Annotated in this window: 11 protein-coding genes and 1 pseudogene; 10 read left to right on the top strand and 2 right to left on the bottom strand. The window is 56.6% G+C overall.

The window, feature by feature from the left end; all coding sequences use genetic code 11:
- The 4 genes and pseudogenes from ABJK56_RS12365 to ABJK56_RS12350 form a co-directional block, all read left to right on the top strand.
- Window positions 1-860, top strand: a pseudogene (locus tag ABJK56_RS12365) (hypothetical protein); the annotation flags it as partial.
- 5 nt (window positions 861-865) lie between these two features.
- The gene (gene gcvPB / locus ABJK56_RS12360; RefSeq protein ID WP_347244974.1) at window positions 866-2,341 is read left to right on the top strand and encodes an aminomethyl-transferring glycine dehydrogenase subunit GcvPB; all 1,476 of its coding nucleotides are present in this window, start codon (window positions 866-868) and stop codon (window positions 2,339-2,341) included.
- A gap of 38 nt (window positions 2,342-2,379) precedes the next feature.
- Complete coding sequence (locus ABJK56_RS12355) at window positions 2,380-3,267, top strand: hypothetical protein (protein ID WP_347244973.1); 888 nt, start codon at window positions 2,380-2,382, stop codon at window positions 3,265-3,267.
- Window positions 3,268-3,433: 166 nt separating this feature from the next.
- The gene (locus ABJK56_RS12350; RefSeq protein WP_347244972.1) at window positions 3,434-4,327 is read left to right on the top strand and encodes a TIM barrel protein; all 894 of its coding nucleotides are present in this window, start codon (window positions 3,434-3,436) and stop codon (window positions 4,325-4,327) included.
- Between the two features lie 55 nt (window positions 4,328-4,382).
- Here the strand turns inward: ABJK56_RS12350 and ABJK56_RS12345 are convergent, their stop codons facing one another.
- Together ABJK56_RS12345 and ABJK56_RS12340 are read right to left on the bottom strand one after the other, a co-directional pair.
- On the bottom strand, window positions 4,383-5,048 hold the full coding sequence (locus ABJK56_RS12345) for a class I SAM-dependent methyltransferase (protein WP_347244971.1): 666 nt from the start codon (window positions 5,046-5,048) through the stop codon (window positions 4,383-4,385).
- A gap of 100 nt (window positions 5,049-5,148) precedes the next feature.
- Window positions 5,149-6,429 carry a DUF6786 family protein gene (locus tag ABJK56_RS12340; RefSeq protein ID WP_347244970.1) on the bottom strand — a complete coding sequence of 427 codons (1,281 nt, stop codon included), beginning with the start codon at window positions 6,427-6,429 and terminating at the stop codon, window positions 5,149-5,151.
- Window positions 6,430-6,772: 343 nt separating this feature from the next.
- Here ABJK56_RS12340 and ABJK56_RS12335 point away from each other — a divergent pair, with 343 nt between their 5' ends.
- The 6 genes from ABJK56_RS12335 to ABJK56_RS12310 all read left to right on the top strand — a co-directional run bounded on the left by ABJK56_RS12335 (window position 6,773) and on the right by ABJK56_RS12310 (window position 17,743).
- A complete protein-coding gene (locus ABJK56_RS12335) occupies window positions 6,773-8,239 on the top strand; it encodes a sulfatase-like hydrolase/transferase (RefSeq protein ID WP_347244969.1) in 1,467 nt (488 codons plus the stop codon).
- Window positions 8,240-8,380: 141 nt separating this feature from the next.
- A complete protein-coding gene (locus ABJK56_RS12330; protein ID WP_347244968.1) occupies window positions 8,381-9,574 on the top strand; it encodes an iron-containing alcohol dehydrogenase in 1,194 nt (397 codons plus the stop codon).
- A gap of 385 nt (window positions 9,575-9,959) precedes the next feature.
- Complete coding sequence (locus tag ABJK56_RS12325) at window positions 9,960-11,699, top strand: sodium:proton antiporter (protein ID WP_347244967.1); 1,740 nt, start codon at window positions 9,960-9,962, stop codon at window positions 11,697-11,699.
- Between the two features lie 597 nt (window positions 11,700-12,296).
- A complete protein-coding gene (locus ABJK56_RS12320) occupies window positions 12,297-13,715 on the top strand; it encodes a hypothetical protein (protein WP_347244966.1) in 1,419 nt (472 codons plus the stop codon).
- Window positions 13,716-13,827: 112 nt separating this feature from the next.
- Entirely contained in the window at window positions 13,828-15,219 is a 1,392-nt protein-coding gene (locus ABJK56_RS12315) for a 3-hydroxyacyl-CoA dehydrogenase NAD-binding domain-containing protein (RefSeq protein ID WP_347244965.1), read from the top strand.
- 187 nt (window positions 15,220-15,406) lie between these two features.
- The gene (locus ABJK56_RS12310; RefSeq protein WP_347244964.1) at window positions 15,407-17,743 is read left to right on the top strand and encodes a glycosyl hydrolase; all 2,337 of its coding nucleotides are present in this window, start codon (window positions 15,407-15,409) and stop codon (window positions 17,741-17,743) included.
- The last annotated feature ends 54 nt before the right edge of the window (window positions 17,744-17,797 follow it).

The following is a 17,797-nucleotide window of genomic DNA, read 5'->3' as shown; positions in this document are numbered from 1 at the left end:
CGCGAGGAGTTATCGATGTTCAAGCCCTTGCCGAGGTAGTGAACGATCAAACAGCGTGCGTCATTCTCCAACAGCCGAACTTTTTCGGGTGTATTGAGGCGGCCGGAAAAGTGAGCGAAGTCGCGCACGCCGCCGGTGCGCTTCTGATCGCTGTCGTGGATCCGATCAGCTTGGGTGTGTTGCGTCGGCCGGGTGACTATGGTGCTGATATCGCTGTGGCCGAGGGGCAGTCCCTGGGATTGCCCCTGGCCTGGGGTGGTCCCTATTTGGGAATCCTTGCCTGCAAGGAAGCGTTTCTGAGGCGACTCCCTGGACGCCTGGTAGGGCAAACGGTGGATCGCCGTGGCCAGCGATGCTGGGTCCTCACATTGCAGACGCGGGAACAACATATCCGGCGCGAAAAAGCCACCAGTAATATCTGCACCAACCAGGGGTTGATGGCGCTTCGGGCAACCGTGTACCTGGCGGCCCTGGGACCACATGGACTTCGCGCCGTGGCCGAACTGTGTTTGCAAAAGGCGCATTATCTTTGCGAACGCTTGCAGCGGGAGGCGGGTTTCCAACCGCTCTACCACGCGCCGTTTTTCAAGGAATTTGCCCTGGCCGCTGAAAGTCCGGCTGAGGTGAAAACCATTTTAGAAGTTACCAGGGACGCCGGTTTCTTCGCCGGCATTCCATTGGGGCGGTGGTTCCCCGAGCTGGCGAACGGGCTGCTCATCGCTGTCACAGAAAAGCGTACGCGGGCTGAAATGGACGACCTGACGGCCATTCTGGCCTCCGCTCGCACCCAAGCAGACCACAGGGTGATCGACAGAAAATCGTCTATGGCTTCTTCTTCGCGAACTGTGCAAGTCGAATAACTCCCATGAGAAATAAACAGGCCACCCAGCTATTGTTTGAACTTTCTCAACCTGGCTGTGCGGAAGCGATCTTCCCCCCCTGCGACGTGCCCTCGCGGCAGCTCGGGGAGCTGGTCCCTGCCGAGGAACTGGCGGAGGCGCCGCCTCCACTTCCAGAAGTCAGCGAGCCGGTACTCATCCGCCATTTTACAAACCTTTCGCAGCTCAATATGTCGGTCGATACCCATTTCTATCCGCTGGGGTCCTGTACGATGAAATACAATCCCAAGCGGAACGATCGGCTCGCTCAGTTGCCTGGATTTCTCAATTTGCATCCTTATCAGCCGTTGGAAACAGTCCAGGGGCTCCTCGGCGCGCTCTACGCTCTGCAGCAAATACTCGCCGAGATTGCTGGGATGGAAGCCGTGACGCTGCAACCGGCAGCCGGTGCCCATGGCGAGTTGACAGCCCTTCTCATCGCTGCGGCTTATTTCCGGCACCGCGGCGAGCACCGCACGACGGTGCTCATCCCGGATGTCGCCCACGGCACCAATCCTGCGAGCGCCACAATGGCCGGCTTCCGAAGTGTTCAGGTAAAAAGCAATTCCCAGGGACTGGTCGATCTTGAGGATCTGCGCAGCAAACTGAATTCTCAGACGGCCGTTTTTATGATCACCAATCCCAACACACTGGGATTGTTCGAAACGCAAATTCGTCGCATTGCCGACATGGTGCACGCGATCGGTGGCCTTGTTTACATGGACGGTGCCAATATGAACGCCGTCATGGGTATCGTCCGCCCGGGCGATTGCGGCGCCGATATGATGCACTACAATCCGCACAAGACGTTCAGCGGCCCTCACGGGGGAGGCGGACCCGGAGCTGGGCCGGTGGCCGTCAAAAAACACCTCGCCGACTTTCTCCCCATCCCGGTGATCGTGGAGACGGCTCCCGGGCAGTACACACTCGATGAAAATCGCCCCCTGTCTATTGGACGGATGAGAAGTTTCTATGGAAATATCGGCGTTCTTCTTCGCGCTTATGCGTACATCAGAACTCAGGGACCGGACGGCCTGCGCCGAGTGAGCGAGCGGGCCGTGCTCAATGCCAACTACTTGCTTGCCCGCGTCCGCTCGTTTTTGCCGGTACCCTATGGCTCCCGATGTATGCATGAGTTTGTGGCTTCGGCGATGAAGATTAAGGCAAGCCGGGACATCTCGGCGATGGACATTGCCAAACGTCTTCTCGATTACGGATTCCATGCGCCGACGGTGTATTTCCCTCTCGTGCTTCGCGAAGCGATAATGATCGAACCGACAGAGACGGAAACCAAGGCCACGCTGGACGCGTTTGCCGATACGCTTAGGGCCATCCTCGAGGAACCGCGCGAATTGGTTCACGAAGCACCTCATACGACGCCCATTTCACGCCCCGACGAGGTGCTCGCTGCCCGTTCTCCCATCCTCAAGTGGACACCCGATTCAAAAAGCACAGATCGTTGATCGGGTTTGCAAGCCTCGTCAGCACTATGGAAACATGTTTGCTGTTAATTGAAGGAGCGAAGAGCGGCCCCTACAACATGGCGGCGGACGAGTGGTGTGCCGCCTGGGCGGCACATCACGGAACGATCATTCTGCGACTCTACCGCTGGCAGCCTGCCACAATATCGCAGGGATATTTTCAGAGCTACGATGACAGAAAAAGCCACCCCACCAGTCAACCTTGCCCGGTGGTGCGCCGACCCAGTGGTGGGGGAGCCATCGTGCACGATCGCGAATGGACGTATGCGCTTTGCCTGCCGGCAGAACATCCCCTTGCCAAAGACCGTCTGTCGCTTTACATGACCGTCCACGAAACCCTGGCGAACTGGCTGCGACGCTGGGGAGCGGGGGCCGTCGTATTGCGTCAGGAAGATCTTCCAAATCGTTGCGGCCCAAATCCGTCGCGTTCGTGCCCGTTCCTCTGTTTTCAGCGCCGCACAGTGGGTGATATCGTCGCCGTTGTCGACAGGGAAACTTTTTTCGGCAATCAATTGGCGCCAGAACGCGCAGTTGAGATGGACGGGACTACCGGGATGGCCCATCCATCCCAATCGGCCAGGACATCGACAGTCAAGCTCGTCGGCAGTGCGCAGCGACGAACGCGGGACGCCGTGCTGCAACATGGCAGTATCCTCATTGGGCAGTCATCCTGGGCTCCGGAGCTACCGGGACTGTGGGAAGTTTTAGGTCATGAGGAGCCAATTGCCGAGAATAATGAAATATTTCGCGATTTTGCGGTCGCCTGGCCGCCAATGCTTGCGCAAGTCCTGGGCTGGCGTTTAGAACATTTCCCTCAATCTGTGGGGAGAGACGCCCTCTTCGACGAACTTTTCACCCGGTTTTCCTCCCAGGAGTGGACCTGCAAATCTCGGTCCAGCACGGGCTGACTGTAGTGCTGACGAGTCACTTGTTTCCCAACCAGGGTCGATTTACTCTGTTAGGAGGCTAAATCTGGTTGCCCCACCGAACGGCCGTTCCATGCTGGATTCTGCGTGTTACTTCCGGCAATCCGACAACAACAGGCATGTGCGGCTTGTTTCCAAGGAGATCATCATGAAGAGATTACCGCGACGAACCTTTTTGAAAGGGAGCTTGGGCATCCCAGTGGTCGCTGCTTTTGGCCATCCTTTCGCCCGGGCTTTCGGCGGAGAGGAGTCCTCGCGCACCATCCGGCTGGGGTTGGTGACCTATCTCTGGGGCCGCGATTGGGACCTGCCGACCCTTCTCGCCAACTGTGAAAAGACGGGTATGGAAGGTGTCGAGCTGCGCACAGAACACGCCCATGGTGTGGAGCCAGAAATTGGCCCTGAAAAACGCGCAGAAGTCAGAAAACGCTTCGCCGACAGCCCGGTCGTGCTTGTGGGACTGGGGTCCAACGAAGCCTTCCATTATCCCGAGCCGGAGCGTCTCAAGCTGGCTATTGAACGCACCAAAGCATTCATCAGGCTCAGCCACGACGTTGGGGGACTAGGTGTCAAGGTCAAACCCAATGACCTCCCGAAACAGGTGCCGCAGGAGAAGACCATTGAGCAAATAGGCCGGGCCCTCAACGAGTTGGCTGCCTTCGCCGCCGATTACGGACAACGGCTGAGATTGGAGGTGCACGGTCAATGCGCCCCGCTACCCATCATGAAGAAGATCATGGACGTGGCCACCCACCCGAATGTTGGTCTCTGCTGGAACTCGAACCCTGAAGATCTCCAGGGACAGGGGCTGGAATACAACTTCAATCTGGTCAAAGATCGGCTTGGGGACACCGTCCATGTCCGCGAATTGAATCTCGGCGATTATCCCTATCAAACTTTGTTCAACCTTCTGGTAGCCAACAACTACAAAGGCTGGATTCTTCTGGAATGCCGCACCAATCCGCCCGACCGCATCGCAGCCCTCATCGAGCAGCGGCGGGTCTGGGAAGAAATGATGGAAAAAGCGCGTAAAGCCGCTTGAAGACCACCGCGGGCACCCCTCCACAGCTCCAGGTGGTTCGCCGTTTGTTGATTTTTTAAAAACGAGGTTTCCGAGCGCACCACGTCCAGTGTCGGTCGCTGGTCATGCGAACAGACGTCGGCGGATAGCCCAGGCGGGTGACGAGCTCCGCCATCTCTTCCACTGTCAAGGCTGCCCGAAGGGAATCGGCGAACATCTGCTGCTGGTGGGCATTGGCTTCCCCCGCATACTGCGTCACCAGTTGTCGCAAGTGTTCTTCGCTTTGGGGACGTGCCAGATCCCTGAAGAATAACAGTCCGCCGGGAGCGGTGACGCGGTCGGCCTCAACGAGACATGTCAAAGGGTCGGACAGATGATGAATGAGACTGTTGGACATCACCAAGCTAAAAGCTTCGTCAGGAAATGGAAGCCGCTTCGCGTCTGCTCGAACGAGGAAAATCCTATCAAGCAGACCGAGCTCGCGCAGGTGTTGGCGGGCCACCGCGAGCATATTCCGAGAATACTCGATCGCCACCACTTCGAATTGCCGATTTTGCTGAACCAGCTCTATGGGGATCAGGGCTGTGCCAGTGCCCAAATCCACCACTTTCCCAGGAGCAGCTCCGGCGGCGAGAAAGTCGGAGACAAACGTCCGGTTCACCTCGGAGTGATCCATGGAATCGTAATCCAGGGCCTCCTCGAGCGTGTCCATCACTTCTGGTTCGAGCACCCGGCTGAGCATGGCTCTGACGTGGCATACAGACTTGTAAAAGGGGACCGACGGATCACCCCGCCGGCCCCCATGGTGCGTTACCGTCTTCGCTGCTCTTCAGACCCAAGCGTCATTCGCCGAACATCGTCTTGCGGACAGTGTCCAAATCCACACCCAGCACCTTTTTAGCGATGGCTTTGAGTGTCTCGTAATCTCCCTGAATATGGAGGGTCCGGTGGGCGTGCTCCAGAGCCTCGCCGTGTTTGAGTTCCTTGGCCGGGGAAAGCGATTCGATTTCATAGAACGGGCCCAGTCCAGGCTTGTCTGGACCGGCTGGTCCGTCGTTGTAACTATTGGCCACGTCACCGACGTATGGCTCAGCCTGGGGCAATTCCCACATGTTGTTCATATAAAGATGCTGAGTGGGATCCTCTGGCATTGTGAAGTGCACAAGCGTGAGCACATTGTGGACGAAGTCCATCGAACCCGCCACATTCCGTGCCCGCTTCTGGGACGTGCCGATCTTCGACCGGTAATTGCCATCACCCAGGAAGAGAATGGCTTCCGGCAGGATTTTAAGGCGTTCCGGAGGAACAGGGCCAAAGTAATCGGATTTGACCACCGGGCCGAGTGTCGCCTCGTCCCCCGGCCGATACGGCACAATGACCACCGTTTTCGGTCCTGCATTAAACATTCCCAGAATCCAGATCGACACCAGCCCTTTTTCTTTCTGCATGGGCTCGCCGAGATTCACAACCCGGTTGATCGTCTCGTAGCCCACAAGTTTGACCTTCCCCGAAGTTAGATCATGAGCCGCTTCGCCAAACAGATCCCGCAAATCATGCGGAGTGAGCAGCCGTACATCCCGCGTCACTTCCAGCTTGAATTCCGTTCCCGAGGCGTTGATGAGCTCCATGCGGCGGCGCATGCGATAGAAAGGATCGTGGGGCCGACTGACCATCTCCCATGCCCCCTCGTTGAGAGCCGGAGGAGTAAACCAGTTGTCGAGATTCTGCTCGGCCCCCTGTTTGAACCACAAGCTGAATTGCCCCCCTTCCGGCGAAAGCCAAAACCGATCTTCGCCACCGTAATTGTTAAAATGGGGGTTCGGTTTGCCCGCATCGATGAAATCCTTGTTGATAAACCCAAAGCTCAAACCATGCAGGCCATCACAGGTGGAGGTCATGACGCGCCCTTGCCATTCGGGGCAGACCAACACGCGGGCCCCATGTTCATCCACCAGCTCGTAGATTTTCGTGTGCCTGGCAAGGTACTGCCGTGCTTCGCCGTAACTCATTGTTCTCCCTTTCCCATCGTCCGCGCAAACCATCGGGGCGGCCAGAAACAGCACGATCGCCGTTCCCAAACTGAAAAACCCCGTCAGCCTGCAACCTCTCGTGCCGCTCACCATTGCATCACCTCCACACCAAAGGAGCCAGTCCACAGACAAGCCATTGCTCACGATCCATCCAAGAGACAAAATGGTTTCAATCCATTTTGCTGCTTGGTCACTTTCCACTATTGTGACGGTCAGACTCTCGCGCGTCGAGTCACCACGATCAATCATCCAGTTCCATCGTCCGTGCTCTTGCAACGTGAGCGATCAACGGGCATGTAGGTCGGCGTGCGATCAAGCCCGCCGGGCAATAATGACAGTAGGGGAAAACAGTGAAGGGATCAGACGTGACCACACGAGGCACTGGGGCACAGCCCCGATCGCTCCGCGCCATTTCTACACTTTGAGGAGTTTTACAATGAGCAGAGGTCCAGCCAGGTTCTTTTTTGCAGCATGCCGGCGCACAAACCAGTGGAAAACTGTGCGGCTTGGAGTGTTTCTGATCGTGCTGTTTTCCCTGATCGCGGTGTGTTCCTGGTCGCCGGGTCTCCTGGCGCAAGAGGTCAGTAACCAATCGCAGAACGAACCGAGTCGGCCGAAAAACCTGCTCGTGCTGTTCTCCGATGATCAGCGGTTCGATACCATTCACGCCCTGGGGAATCCAGAAATCCGCACGCCGAATCTCGACCGGCTTGCCCGGCAGGGCTTTGTATTCACGCATGCTTTTATCATGGGTAGCATGCAGGGTGCTGTGTGCGTCCCCAGCCGGGCCATGTTTCTCAGTGGAAGAACTCTCTGGCACGTGCCGGAAAACCTCACCGGCGTTCCCACGTGGCCGCAGGTCTTTCGCGAACACGGATTCATCACTTTCGTCACCGGAAAATGGCACAATGGCCGGGAATCTTTGTCTCGCAGCTTTGACACGGGAGCCGCTATATTCTTCGGCGGAATGCATGACCACTTCCGAATGCCAGTGTTCGATTTCGATCCAACAGGAAAATACCCGCCAGCGAGGCAGAAAGTCGTGGAAAAATTTTCCAGCGAACTATTCGCCGACGCCTGTATTGACTTTCTCAAAAGCTACCACGGGGAAAAGTCATTCTTCGCGTACGTGGCATTCACGGCCCCCCACGACCCGCGGACCCCTCCCGAACCATACCGCCAGATGTACGACCCGGCTGATATCTCTCAGCCCCCCAATTTCCTGCCGGAGCATCCATTTGATAATGGGGAATTGCGGGTAAGGGACGAGCTTCTCGCATCGTTCCCGCGGCATCCGGAAGATATCCGCCGTCACATTGCCGAATACTACGCCATGATCACGCACCTTGACGCTCAAATTGGAAGGATCCTGGAGACGCTGCGCGAAACGGGACATCTTCAGGACACGCTCATCGTGTTTGCGTCAGACAACGGCCTGGCCGTGGGAAGGCATGGCCTGATGGGCAAACAGAATCTATACGAACACAGCCAGCGGGTGCCTCTCATTTTTGCCGGACCAGGCATTCCGGCGGGACGAAGCGATGCGCTGGTGTACCTGTTCGATGTTTTTCCTACCGTGGCCGAGATGTTCCAGGTTCCTCCTCCGGAGGGTGTTGAGGGGCAATCCCTTCTGCCGATTATCCGGGGAGAGAAACAGAAGGTCCGCGACGCCGTTTTCGGTGCGTACCGCATGTTCCAGCGATCTGTGCGAACCGAGCGTTACAAGTACATCACGTACCATGTCAAGGATGAATTCCATGAACAACTCTTCGATATCCAAAACGATCCTTGGGAAACGAAAAACCTTGCAAATGACTCAGCTTATCAAGGTGTCAAATCGCAGTTAAAAGAGCGGCTCTTCCAGCTTCAAAAAGAATTAGACGATCCGGTCCTCAATAAATGAGCGTCTTCATTCGGTGAGGCTGATCGCATTACCGCGGAACAATACCGCGCGATCGTTTTCCAGCGACCGTTCGACCAGGCAGTTGGATTAACCACCGAAGCGACAGCATTGGCCGTTACAAAGCAGCATTACACAATAGCTATGACAAGTTTTGCCGTTCCGCTTCAACCGTATCATTTTGTAACGCCGCGGAAGATTATTTTCGGCTGGGGATGTCGCCAGCATCTGGCTGAAGAATTACCGCGGTGGGGTAGGAGAGTCTTCGTGGTTTGCGGTTCCCGGACGCTGGAAAAGCAGGGCCTTCTCGATGAGCTGCGGTGGCTGGTGGAAAAAGCGGGAATTATCTGGCAGTTCCTCACCACGATTTCGCGCGAGCCGCTCGTCTGCGATGTGGATGGGGTCACCCGACAGCTCCAGGCGATCGGAGTTCGCCCTGGTGACCTGCTCCTGGCCATTGGCGGTGGATCGGCCATCGATCTCGCCAAGGCGGTCGCAGCGATGGCGACGAACTCGCAGGGGGACTCAGTCCAAGATTATCTGGAAAACGTTGGGCGGGGACTGAAACTGACACAACCTCCGCTTCCCGTTGCGGCGGTTCCTACAACAGCGGGCACGGGAACTGAAGCCACACGGAACGCCGTCATTTCATCGCTGGATCCTCCTTTCAAAAAGAGCCTGCGCGATGACCGAGTTATGCCGCTCGTTGCGGTAGTTGATCCTGAGCTGACGGTGACTCAGCCGCCATCCGTCACGGCTACTTGCGGGATGGACGCGATCACTCAACTCGTCGAAAGTTTCATTTCCAATCGACGGAAACCCATCCCACAATTACTGGCCCCAGAAGGTCTGCGTTTGGCACTGAAGTGGCTGGCCACCGCCTATCGAGACCCCGATCATCGGGAAGCTCGTGAAGCCATGGCCCACGCTGCCTTGCTCTCAGGAATATGCCTGGCCAACGGGGGACTGGGAATGGCTCACGGAATTGCGGCAGCTCTGGGAGTGGTGGCTGGAATTCCTCACGGATTGGCGTGTGCAATGCTGCTTCCAGCAGCCCTTCGCACCAATCGCAGCGCCGTCGGCCACGAGCTGGCTTACCTCGGTCGATATGCACTCGACAAAGATTTCCCGAACGACGACGCGGCGGTTGATGCCTTGATCGAGGCCGTAGAGCAGTTGCGAGCGGATCTGCGTCTCCCTCAAAAACTCCGCGAAATTGGGGTCAGTCAAGAGATGATCCCGAAAATCGCTGCCGGTTCTTTCGGCACGAGTATGAGTGGCAACCCGCGACTGGTGAGCCAGGAAGAGGTCGAGGACATTCTGCGCAACTTATATTAGTTGTGTCAACGTCGCAGACTGTGCTTCATCCCTAATATCCCATTTCTCCCGCACTTTCCCCCACTTCCGATTTATGCACAGCCGTCATATATGGGCGGTTGAGCGATGATGTGGCAGTCTGCAATCTGCCGTCGCTATCCCATCTCGGCAGCGAACAAAATTCACCCTATATTTGTATGAATCTTTCTCAGGTGGCCGTGGGCCGATGGGACGATGTGATGAGCCTTAAATATTCGGCATGCGTACCAAAACGTGCAAGGCCCCAGCCGAAGCGCGGACGAAACGGACAATCAAATCGGACCGAGTGGAGCGTTCAGCAGAGCGCCGTTCGCCTAAACCCTGAAAGCATCATCCCGGAGGAAACGAGCAGGCAAAGGACGGGTGTATGTCGCACGATCATCCAGCATCTCCAGAAACCAATCGCCGTGTGGTCGCGGGACTGTGCGTTGTATTTGTGCTTTATGCACTTGCCCTGATAGCGGGCTGGCCGCAAGCCGCTACCCGAAAAATTGTCGAAGCCGAGAAGCACGCCCAGGCTCAGGCTGAAGCACGACAGGCGGAATCGGCCGCTTCGCTCGACCAGCCGAGTCACGGAGATCGATCTGCCGAGGCCAATCACCCCGACTCTGAAAAAGGCCAGACCCAAAGTCCCGGAGAAAGCGCCTCTGGGGAGCATAAAGAAGGCGCTGTCGGCAGTGCTGCTGCGGCGCATGGCACGGAAAACCAGCACGGGACCCCTCACGGCGCATTGGGGCATCCACCTCTGTGGATGATAAGCCCGTTCGTAGCTCTTCTCCTGATCATCGCGGTGTTCCCGCTTTTACCGTGGACGGAACACTGGTGGGAAAGCAATCTCCACCGTTTTTATGTGGCGGCCGTTTTGGCGCTGGTGACACTTGCCTACTATCTGTTCATTTATGAGCAGCCAGTGGAAGGACACTGGCCCGCTCATTACATCAGCTATCCGAACTCCGCCGGTCTTAATTGGGCGAATGCCTTCGCGGTTTTTGCCAACGCGATTTTCAGCGAGTACATCCCCTTCATCGTGCTGCTTTTCAGCCTGTACACGATCAGCGGCGGCATTCGCATCGAGGGCGATTTGCGGGCAAAACCGATCACGAATGTGATCATCATGTTTATCGGCGGTGTGCTGGCCAGCCTTGTGGGAACGACCGGAGCCGCCATGCTGTTAATCCGTCTTCTCCTCGATACAAACAGCGAGAGAAAACATGTTGCCCACACGGTAGTGTTCTTTATCTTCATCGTGTGTAATTGTGGTGGGTGTCTGCTCCCGATTGGCGATCCCCCGCTTTTCCTTGGGTATCTGCGTGGTGTGCCATTCCTCTGGACGCTCCAACTGTGGAAAGAATGGGCCTTCGTCAACATCGGTCTTCTGATTATTTACTTCCTGTGGGATACGTTCTACTTTTATCCTCATGAAGAGAAACGCGATATTCGTCGGGATGTCACGCAGGTTCGCCGGCTCCAGGTTCGGGGACTGTGGCCCAATTTGCCCCTTCTGGTCGGCGTGGTCCTGGCAGTTGCACTTCTGGATCCAAGCAAGCCTTTCCCGGGAACCAACGTCCACCCGCCGTTATATTTGCGGGAAGTGGTCCAACTGGCCATGGTGGCCCTGTCGCTGATGTTTGGTGACCACGAGAATCGGGTGGCCAATCGGTTCAATTACGGGGCCATTGTGGAAGTGGCGGCCCTGTTCTTTGGGATATTCATCACCATGCAGCCGCCGCTCCAAATCCTGCATGTAGAAGGTCCCCGATTGGGGCTGACGGAACCGGCCCACTTCTTCTGGGCAACCGGTGCACTGTCGTCGTTCTTGGACAACGCACCCACGTACGTGGTGTTCTTTGAAACCGCCCGGACGTTGGGCGGCGAAAATCTTGTACCACCGGGGACCGGTGTGGCTCACGATCTGCTAGTGGCCGTCAGTTTGGGGGCCGTCTTTATGGGAGCCAACACATATATTGGAAACGGCCCCAATTTCATGGTGCGAGCGATTGCTGAGAAGCGCGGAATTAAAATGCCGAGCTTCTTTGGCTACATGCTCTACAGCGGTTGTATCCTCATACCGCTCTTCATTCTGGTCACGTTCATTTTCCTCATGTGATTGGCGTCTCGACCAGATCAACCTTGAGTGCGGGAGGGACGAATTTCAACCGCGTTCCTGCCATTTTGCCCAAGGCCAGAACCGAATTCCGCGCTTAACGGCGTTGCGATCGGCATCTTTGACAGAAAAGTCACGCCGGATCCCGGGCTGAGTCGACCGAAGTTTTTCTCTCCGGCTGGAAAGCGGTCCAGATCTCGCCCACGGTTTGCCCGGAAGTGAGATTCAGCCCGGAGGAACGTGCTTGTCACGTCCACTTGTCAAGATTGAATGACCGATTCCTTTTCGGCGGTCACGATAAACGCGCCGATCCGTTTTGTGGGGGCACCAACCTGTCCGGCCTGGATCCCAACGCTAAATCATTTGCTTTAACGACCCCGGTCGATGTGGTTAGTTCGCTTTCCAATTAAAAGTAAGGGCCATTCGTGGATTGCTCCTACGATACATTGAGACTTCGCGATCCCGCAAATCCTTCCAGAAAATGGCAATAGGGTCGGATTTCCGGTCGCTTGACACTCAAAACGGCGGTTGAGTACGCTGGAACATAGCCGGGGAAAATCCCCAAAAGAGCGGTAAGTCCAGTTTGGTCGGGATACGCAGATGAACAGAAAATACTCTCCTCGGATTCGTCTGAGCGTTTTCTTCTCCTTAAGTATCGTGGGCGCGGTTTGTCTGGGGGTGCTTCTCGCCGGATTGGCGCGTGCCCAGCCGCGTGGTTCGGCACCTCCGGGAGCTCAGCCTGGGGCCCCGCCCCCTACCGTCCCCGGTTTGCCCGGAATACCGGGTCTTCCAGGTACGACTCCGCAAGAGCCGGAGGAAAAACCGGTTCCGCCGACCATCCCCAATTATCTCGAGCTCTCTACGGATGACAGTCTGGCGAAACAAGCGGGCTCCGTGCAACGAATGCTGCGGGATGGCAACTTTTCGGCGGTGGCCAATGGCCAGCAGCTTTTCCAGGATTACTACGAAAAATACTTTTTCCCAAGCTGGACCAAAGCCAGCAATCGTTCACGACTCCAGCAGCTCCGGTCGCAGCTTATTGTTAGCGATTTGGGCAATGCAGCGCGGGGTGGTGGGCCTCCGCGCGACCTGCTTTTGCAAATAGCATTTCGTACGTTGAGCGACTTCGCTCAGAACAATCAACTCGATCCCGCCGTCCGCGTCAGCGCTGTTCTGGCCATTGGCGAATTAAATGAGCGGGAACGTCCTACCGGGGGCGGCATGCAACCTCCCACGCCGCTCCCAGCGGCACTGCCTTTCTTAGTCAATCTCGTTCAGGACGTCAATCAGCCTGATGCCCTGCGGCTGGCGGCACTGGTTGGCCTGGAGCGCCATTGCGCATGCGGCATTCAGGATGCCAACACACGAGACCAGCAGGTCATTCCTCTGCTGCGAAAGCTTGCCGGAGACAAGAACGTGCCCGCTAACCGCGACCCGCGGATTCACGACTGGTTTCGTGTCCGCGCCATCGACGTTTTGGCGGCCACTCGGCAAGCTGGTGCCAACGGTGAAAATGTGACACTGCTCGTGGGCTTCGTCAGTGACGAGAATGAAGCGCCGGCTGTACGGTTGGCAGCGGCGTCGGCGTTGGGAAATCTTGACTACTCCCAGGTCCAGGGAGTGTCCCCCCTTGCCGTTGTGCAAAGTTTGGGAAAGATGGTGCTCGACCTGTGCGTTGCCGATATTCAGGCCGCCAGCCAAACTGGAACCTGGGAGGGCCTCAAACCCCGAAAGATTGCGCAATACGTGGGATCTGCGCAGCAGGGCATTCGGGGCGTGCGGAGTATGTTGACCGGCAAGCCGGAAGACCAGCTTGTGGGCAAATTCAACACAGCCCTCGATGGGATCACGAAGGCACTTAATGATTCGGCCAATGCCCGGGATCCGGCGAGCGAGCTCGTCCGGCTCCTGCCTCCTGCGCTCAACACGTTGAATACCGCTCTGCAATCACTGGCGAAGACTCCTGGCGGAAGCGGTGGAGCGGCTCCCGCAGGCGGATCCAATCAGCCGGCCTCGTGACGGATTCACCGAACCTCATTGAGGGCTGCTCATGACCTTGAACGGATTCTCCCCAAGTTATACCAGTGCTTTTTGATGACGAAGCACCTCAGGGAAGGGAAATCTCTTTGCGATGACTCTCCCCGCAATCGATCCAGAGGTGGCCACAAAATATCTAGCGTCGAGTGTCCGGCTCTGCTTCCAGCGGGCCACTAGCGACGAAGGAGGGATATCAGATTCCACCTTCCAACTTCCGGACAGGTTTACTTCGCAAAGTCTTACCGCTGTCCTTGAGGGCGTGGCACAGAACACCCCGACCTCATTCTCTCGCATCGGGATCGTGGGTGCCGGTCTGATGGGAATCAGCATTGCCGCGTGTCATCTGCGGCGCGGGTGCGAAGTGAGTCTCTATGATAATGCACAGCAGGCACTGGAGGCCTCGCCGCAGCGTGTGCGCAACGAACTGGAACTTCAAATTGACGATCCAGCTCTCGTTTCCTCTTTTCTCTCACACCTCCACTGTGTGTCGGATCCGCACCACCTGGCTGATTGTACGTGTGTCATCGAGGCTGTTCCCGAGAATCTCTCCCTCAAGCGCGGGCTCTTCAAACAATTGGAAGAGCTGGTACCTCCGGACTGTGTTTTCCTCACAAATACCTCCACAATTCCGGTAAGTCGCTTAGCGGAAGATCTTCGCAGACCCCAACGTCTAGCGGGGCTCCACTTTCTGCATCCCGTTCGCGAGCGTCCTGTGGTCGAGGTCATTTGCCACTCGGAGACAGCACGTTCTATTGCCGCCTCTGTCATGCGACAGGCCCTGGCACTGGGGAAACTCCCGCTAGCAGTCTCCGATTCTCCCGGATTTGTTGTCAATCGACTGCTTTTTGCATATCTCAATGAAGCACTCGAATTACTTGCCAGCGGTGCGGGGGTTGCGACTCTCGATGAGTCCGCCGTCCGCGTGGGCTTCGCAATGGGACCGTTGCGGATTATGGACGAAATCGGCCTCGACACCATTTGGGGAGCCGGCAGGATCCTCTGGGAAGCATTTCCCGACCGGATTGAAGCCTCACCCATTCTTGTCACCCTGCTCAAGCACAAGCGATTAGGCAGGAAAACCGGACAGGGATTCTACCGATACGGCGACCTCGCTCCCTGGACTGCTAGCCCCGAGTCGGACCCAGAGATCGAAAAACTCCTGGCACCGTGGGTGACCCTCTCCTCGACACCATCGAGCGAACACATCGGTGAACGCTTGCTCGCTGCTATGACGGCGGAAGCACTGTCGGTGGCACAGGAAAACGTCGTCAGTGACTGGCGGATGATTGACGTGGCCGCCGTGTTGGGTCTAGGGTTTCCGGCACGATACGGAGGCCCACTCCATCTGGCGGCTTCGCAGCATCCCGCAGCGTTTCTGGAATGGATGACGCAACACCTTTCCAAAAAGCCGGCCGATTCTGAGCCTGGAAAGTTCGCTGGCGTACTGGCGTCGCTGCGAGAGCACGTCAGCATCGCACCGATATGACTGGCCGCTTACACTGGAGAATGTGGGAAAGAGCGCATCAGTTTCTGTCATGCCAATGATCCCCCGTTTAAATTCTGTGAGCCTGGGCGTTCGCACCGTGTGAACGGAAATGGGTTCAGTCACGAAAAGGCTGCACCAACGAAACGAATGCGTAAACCCATTGATTCGATGAAGGAGTCTCGTCGAAATGATCCCGCGGAGCGGTCCTCATGGGGCCCTGATCAATCGAAGCATGCTCCCAGTAAAACTCGTTTCCGCTGTTCTTGTTCAGTTTGTTGTCCTGGTTATCGGGTCCTCAGTGCTTGCGGGTGAAGCGTCTGCGATTCCATCGATTGGGCGAGTCGGGACGGGGAGCTATGCCCGAGTTGCACCCACCGGAGCGCGACGGCCACCGGAGACTATTTATGCGGTTGATACCTTGTGTCCGCCGTTTCCCACCAATCAATGGTGGAGCAGTGTCCTGTGGACGCCACTTTCCGACGCTCATTATCCACATCCTCTAGCAGTGCGCGCGGAAAGAACTGGCTTGCGGGTGTTTTATCCCGGGCCGCAGATCATCGTGACGTCCAGGAGTATTCTCGCCAGCATGCCCGGCGGTTCCGAGGATTTGACGATCGGGCATTCTCACATCAGGTCGTTCGATGAAGCGCGTGTGGAGACCTACAGCGATTGGTTTGTCACCGTGCGCTTTGGCGATTTCAAGACCGGGATGAGTTTGACGTACGGGCATGGATCCCCGTTCGTGTATGCCCAATATCGCGGTGGTACAGCGCGAATTGTGTTCGCGCGAAAACCCGAAATCTGGGCGGGCAGTCCTGCGGAACACGCCGTGGCGATAACTGTGAACGGGAAGCACTACGCCCTGTTTGGACCACGAGGTTCAAAATGGATAGCGGTCGATGACAGCACGTGGGTCAATCTTGCCAGCGAAAGTCCCGTGTTTTCCCTGGCACTTTTGCCGGAGAAATCGGAAAAAGCGTTTGCCCTGTTTTCCCGATATGCCCATTCCCGTGTCATCGGAACGGAAGTGCGGTGGCAGTACGATCCGGCCACGAGTTCCGTTGTGACAACTTTCAACTACAAAACGGTGGAATATGAAGGTTCTTCACCGGGTACGCTCTTTGCCCTATATCCCCATCAGTGGAAAAACACCGACGTCAAAATTCTCCCTTACGAATATGCCTCGGTTCGCGGAACGATGAAGCTCGCCGAGGGACAGTCGTTCACCACGCGGATGACTTTTCCCGGGGTACTGCCTGTTCTCCCGGCTACGCCAAGCTGGAATCGAACCATCGTCGATCGGTATCTGGAAGAAGATTGCACCAAAACACGAGGCACCACCGGGGACACGTATTGGGAAGGCAAATGGCTCGGAAGGCAGGCCACGCTGGCGGCACTGGCAACCGAAAATGGTAATCGCGCAGTTCAGCAAAAAGTTCTCCGGCAAATCCAGCAACGTCTTGAAGATTGGTTTACTGCAGCTGAAGAAGGCGGCCGTCTCAAATCATCAAGACTGTTTTACTACGATGGGCGATGGGGCACGCTCATCGGATATCCAGCCGCCTATGGGAGCGATACAGAGTTGAACGACCACCACTTCCATTATGGCTATTTTCTCCGAGCGGCCGCCGAAATTGTGCGCTACGACCCGAGCTGGGCTGATGCTTCGCGATGGGGTGGCCTGCTGCAGATGATGATCGACGACATCGCTTGCCGGCGACGGGGTGACTCGCACTTTCCATTTTTACGATGCTTCGACGTGTACGCCGGACACAGTTGGGCCAGCGGTCATGCCCGGTTCGCAGATGGCAACAATCAGGAATCGTCCTCCGAAGCGATGAACGCCTGGTGTGCTCTGATTTTGTTGGGTGAAGCGACCTATGACACCGCGCTCCGCGACCTGGGAGTTTATCTCTATACGAGTGAATTGTACGCCATCAACGAATACTGGTTTGATGTATCGAGCGAGAACCGACCCCGGTCTTTCGATAAGCCAGTTGTGGGGATTATTTGGGGCGGCAAGGCTGATTATGCAACATGGTTCTCTCCTAGACCCGAGGCAATCCATGGAATCAACTGGCTGCCTTTCCACGGTGGGGCACTCTACCTTGGGTTATACCCCGAATATGTGCACAGGAATTACGAAGCCCTCGTGGCCCACAAAGGTGGTCCAAACTGGGATCAATGGGCCGATCTGATCTGGATGTACCGAGCGCTTGATGATCCCCAGGACGCCCTTCGCCAATTCAGCGCTGCAGCGGGAGGCTTTCAACCGGAGTCGGGAAACTCAAAGACCAATACCTACTGCTGGATCCACAGTCTTCTGGACATGGGTCGCGTGGATCGATCGGTGACCGCCGATCATCCGCTCTATGCTGTGTTTCGGAGAGGTGAACATCGCACGTACGTCGCTTTCAACCTGCGTACCGTCCCGGTGACGGTCCATTTTTCAGATGGAACACAAATCACCGTGCCTCCCGGCAGTCGCATTGCAATTCAGCGGGTAACGAAAAGATCACCGTAGCGAAACAATGGAATAGCTCTTGTGCCAGTGACAGAACCCACATCCTGCGAGATA

The sequence above is a fragment of the Thermogutta sp. genome (assembly GCF_039793925.1).
Taxonomy (GTDB): domain Bacteria; phylum Planctomycetota; class Planctomycetia; order Pirellulales; family Thermoguttaceae; genus Thermogutta.
The sequence above is the reverse complement of the archived record's forward strand: the minus strand, read 5'-3'. Positions and strand labels throughout refer to the sequence as shown.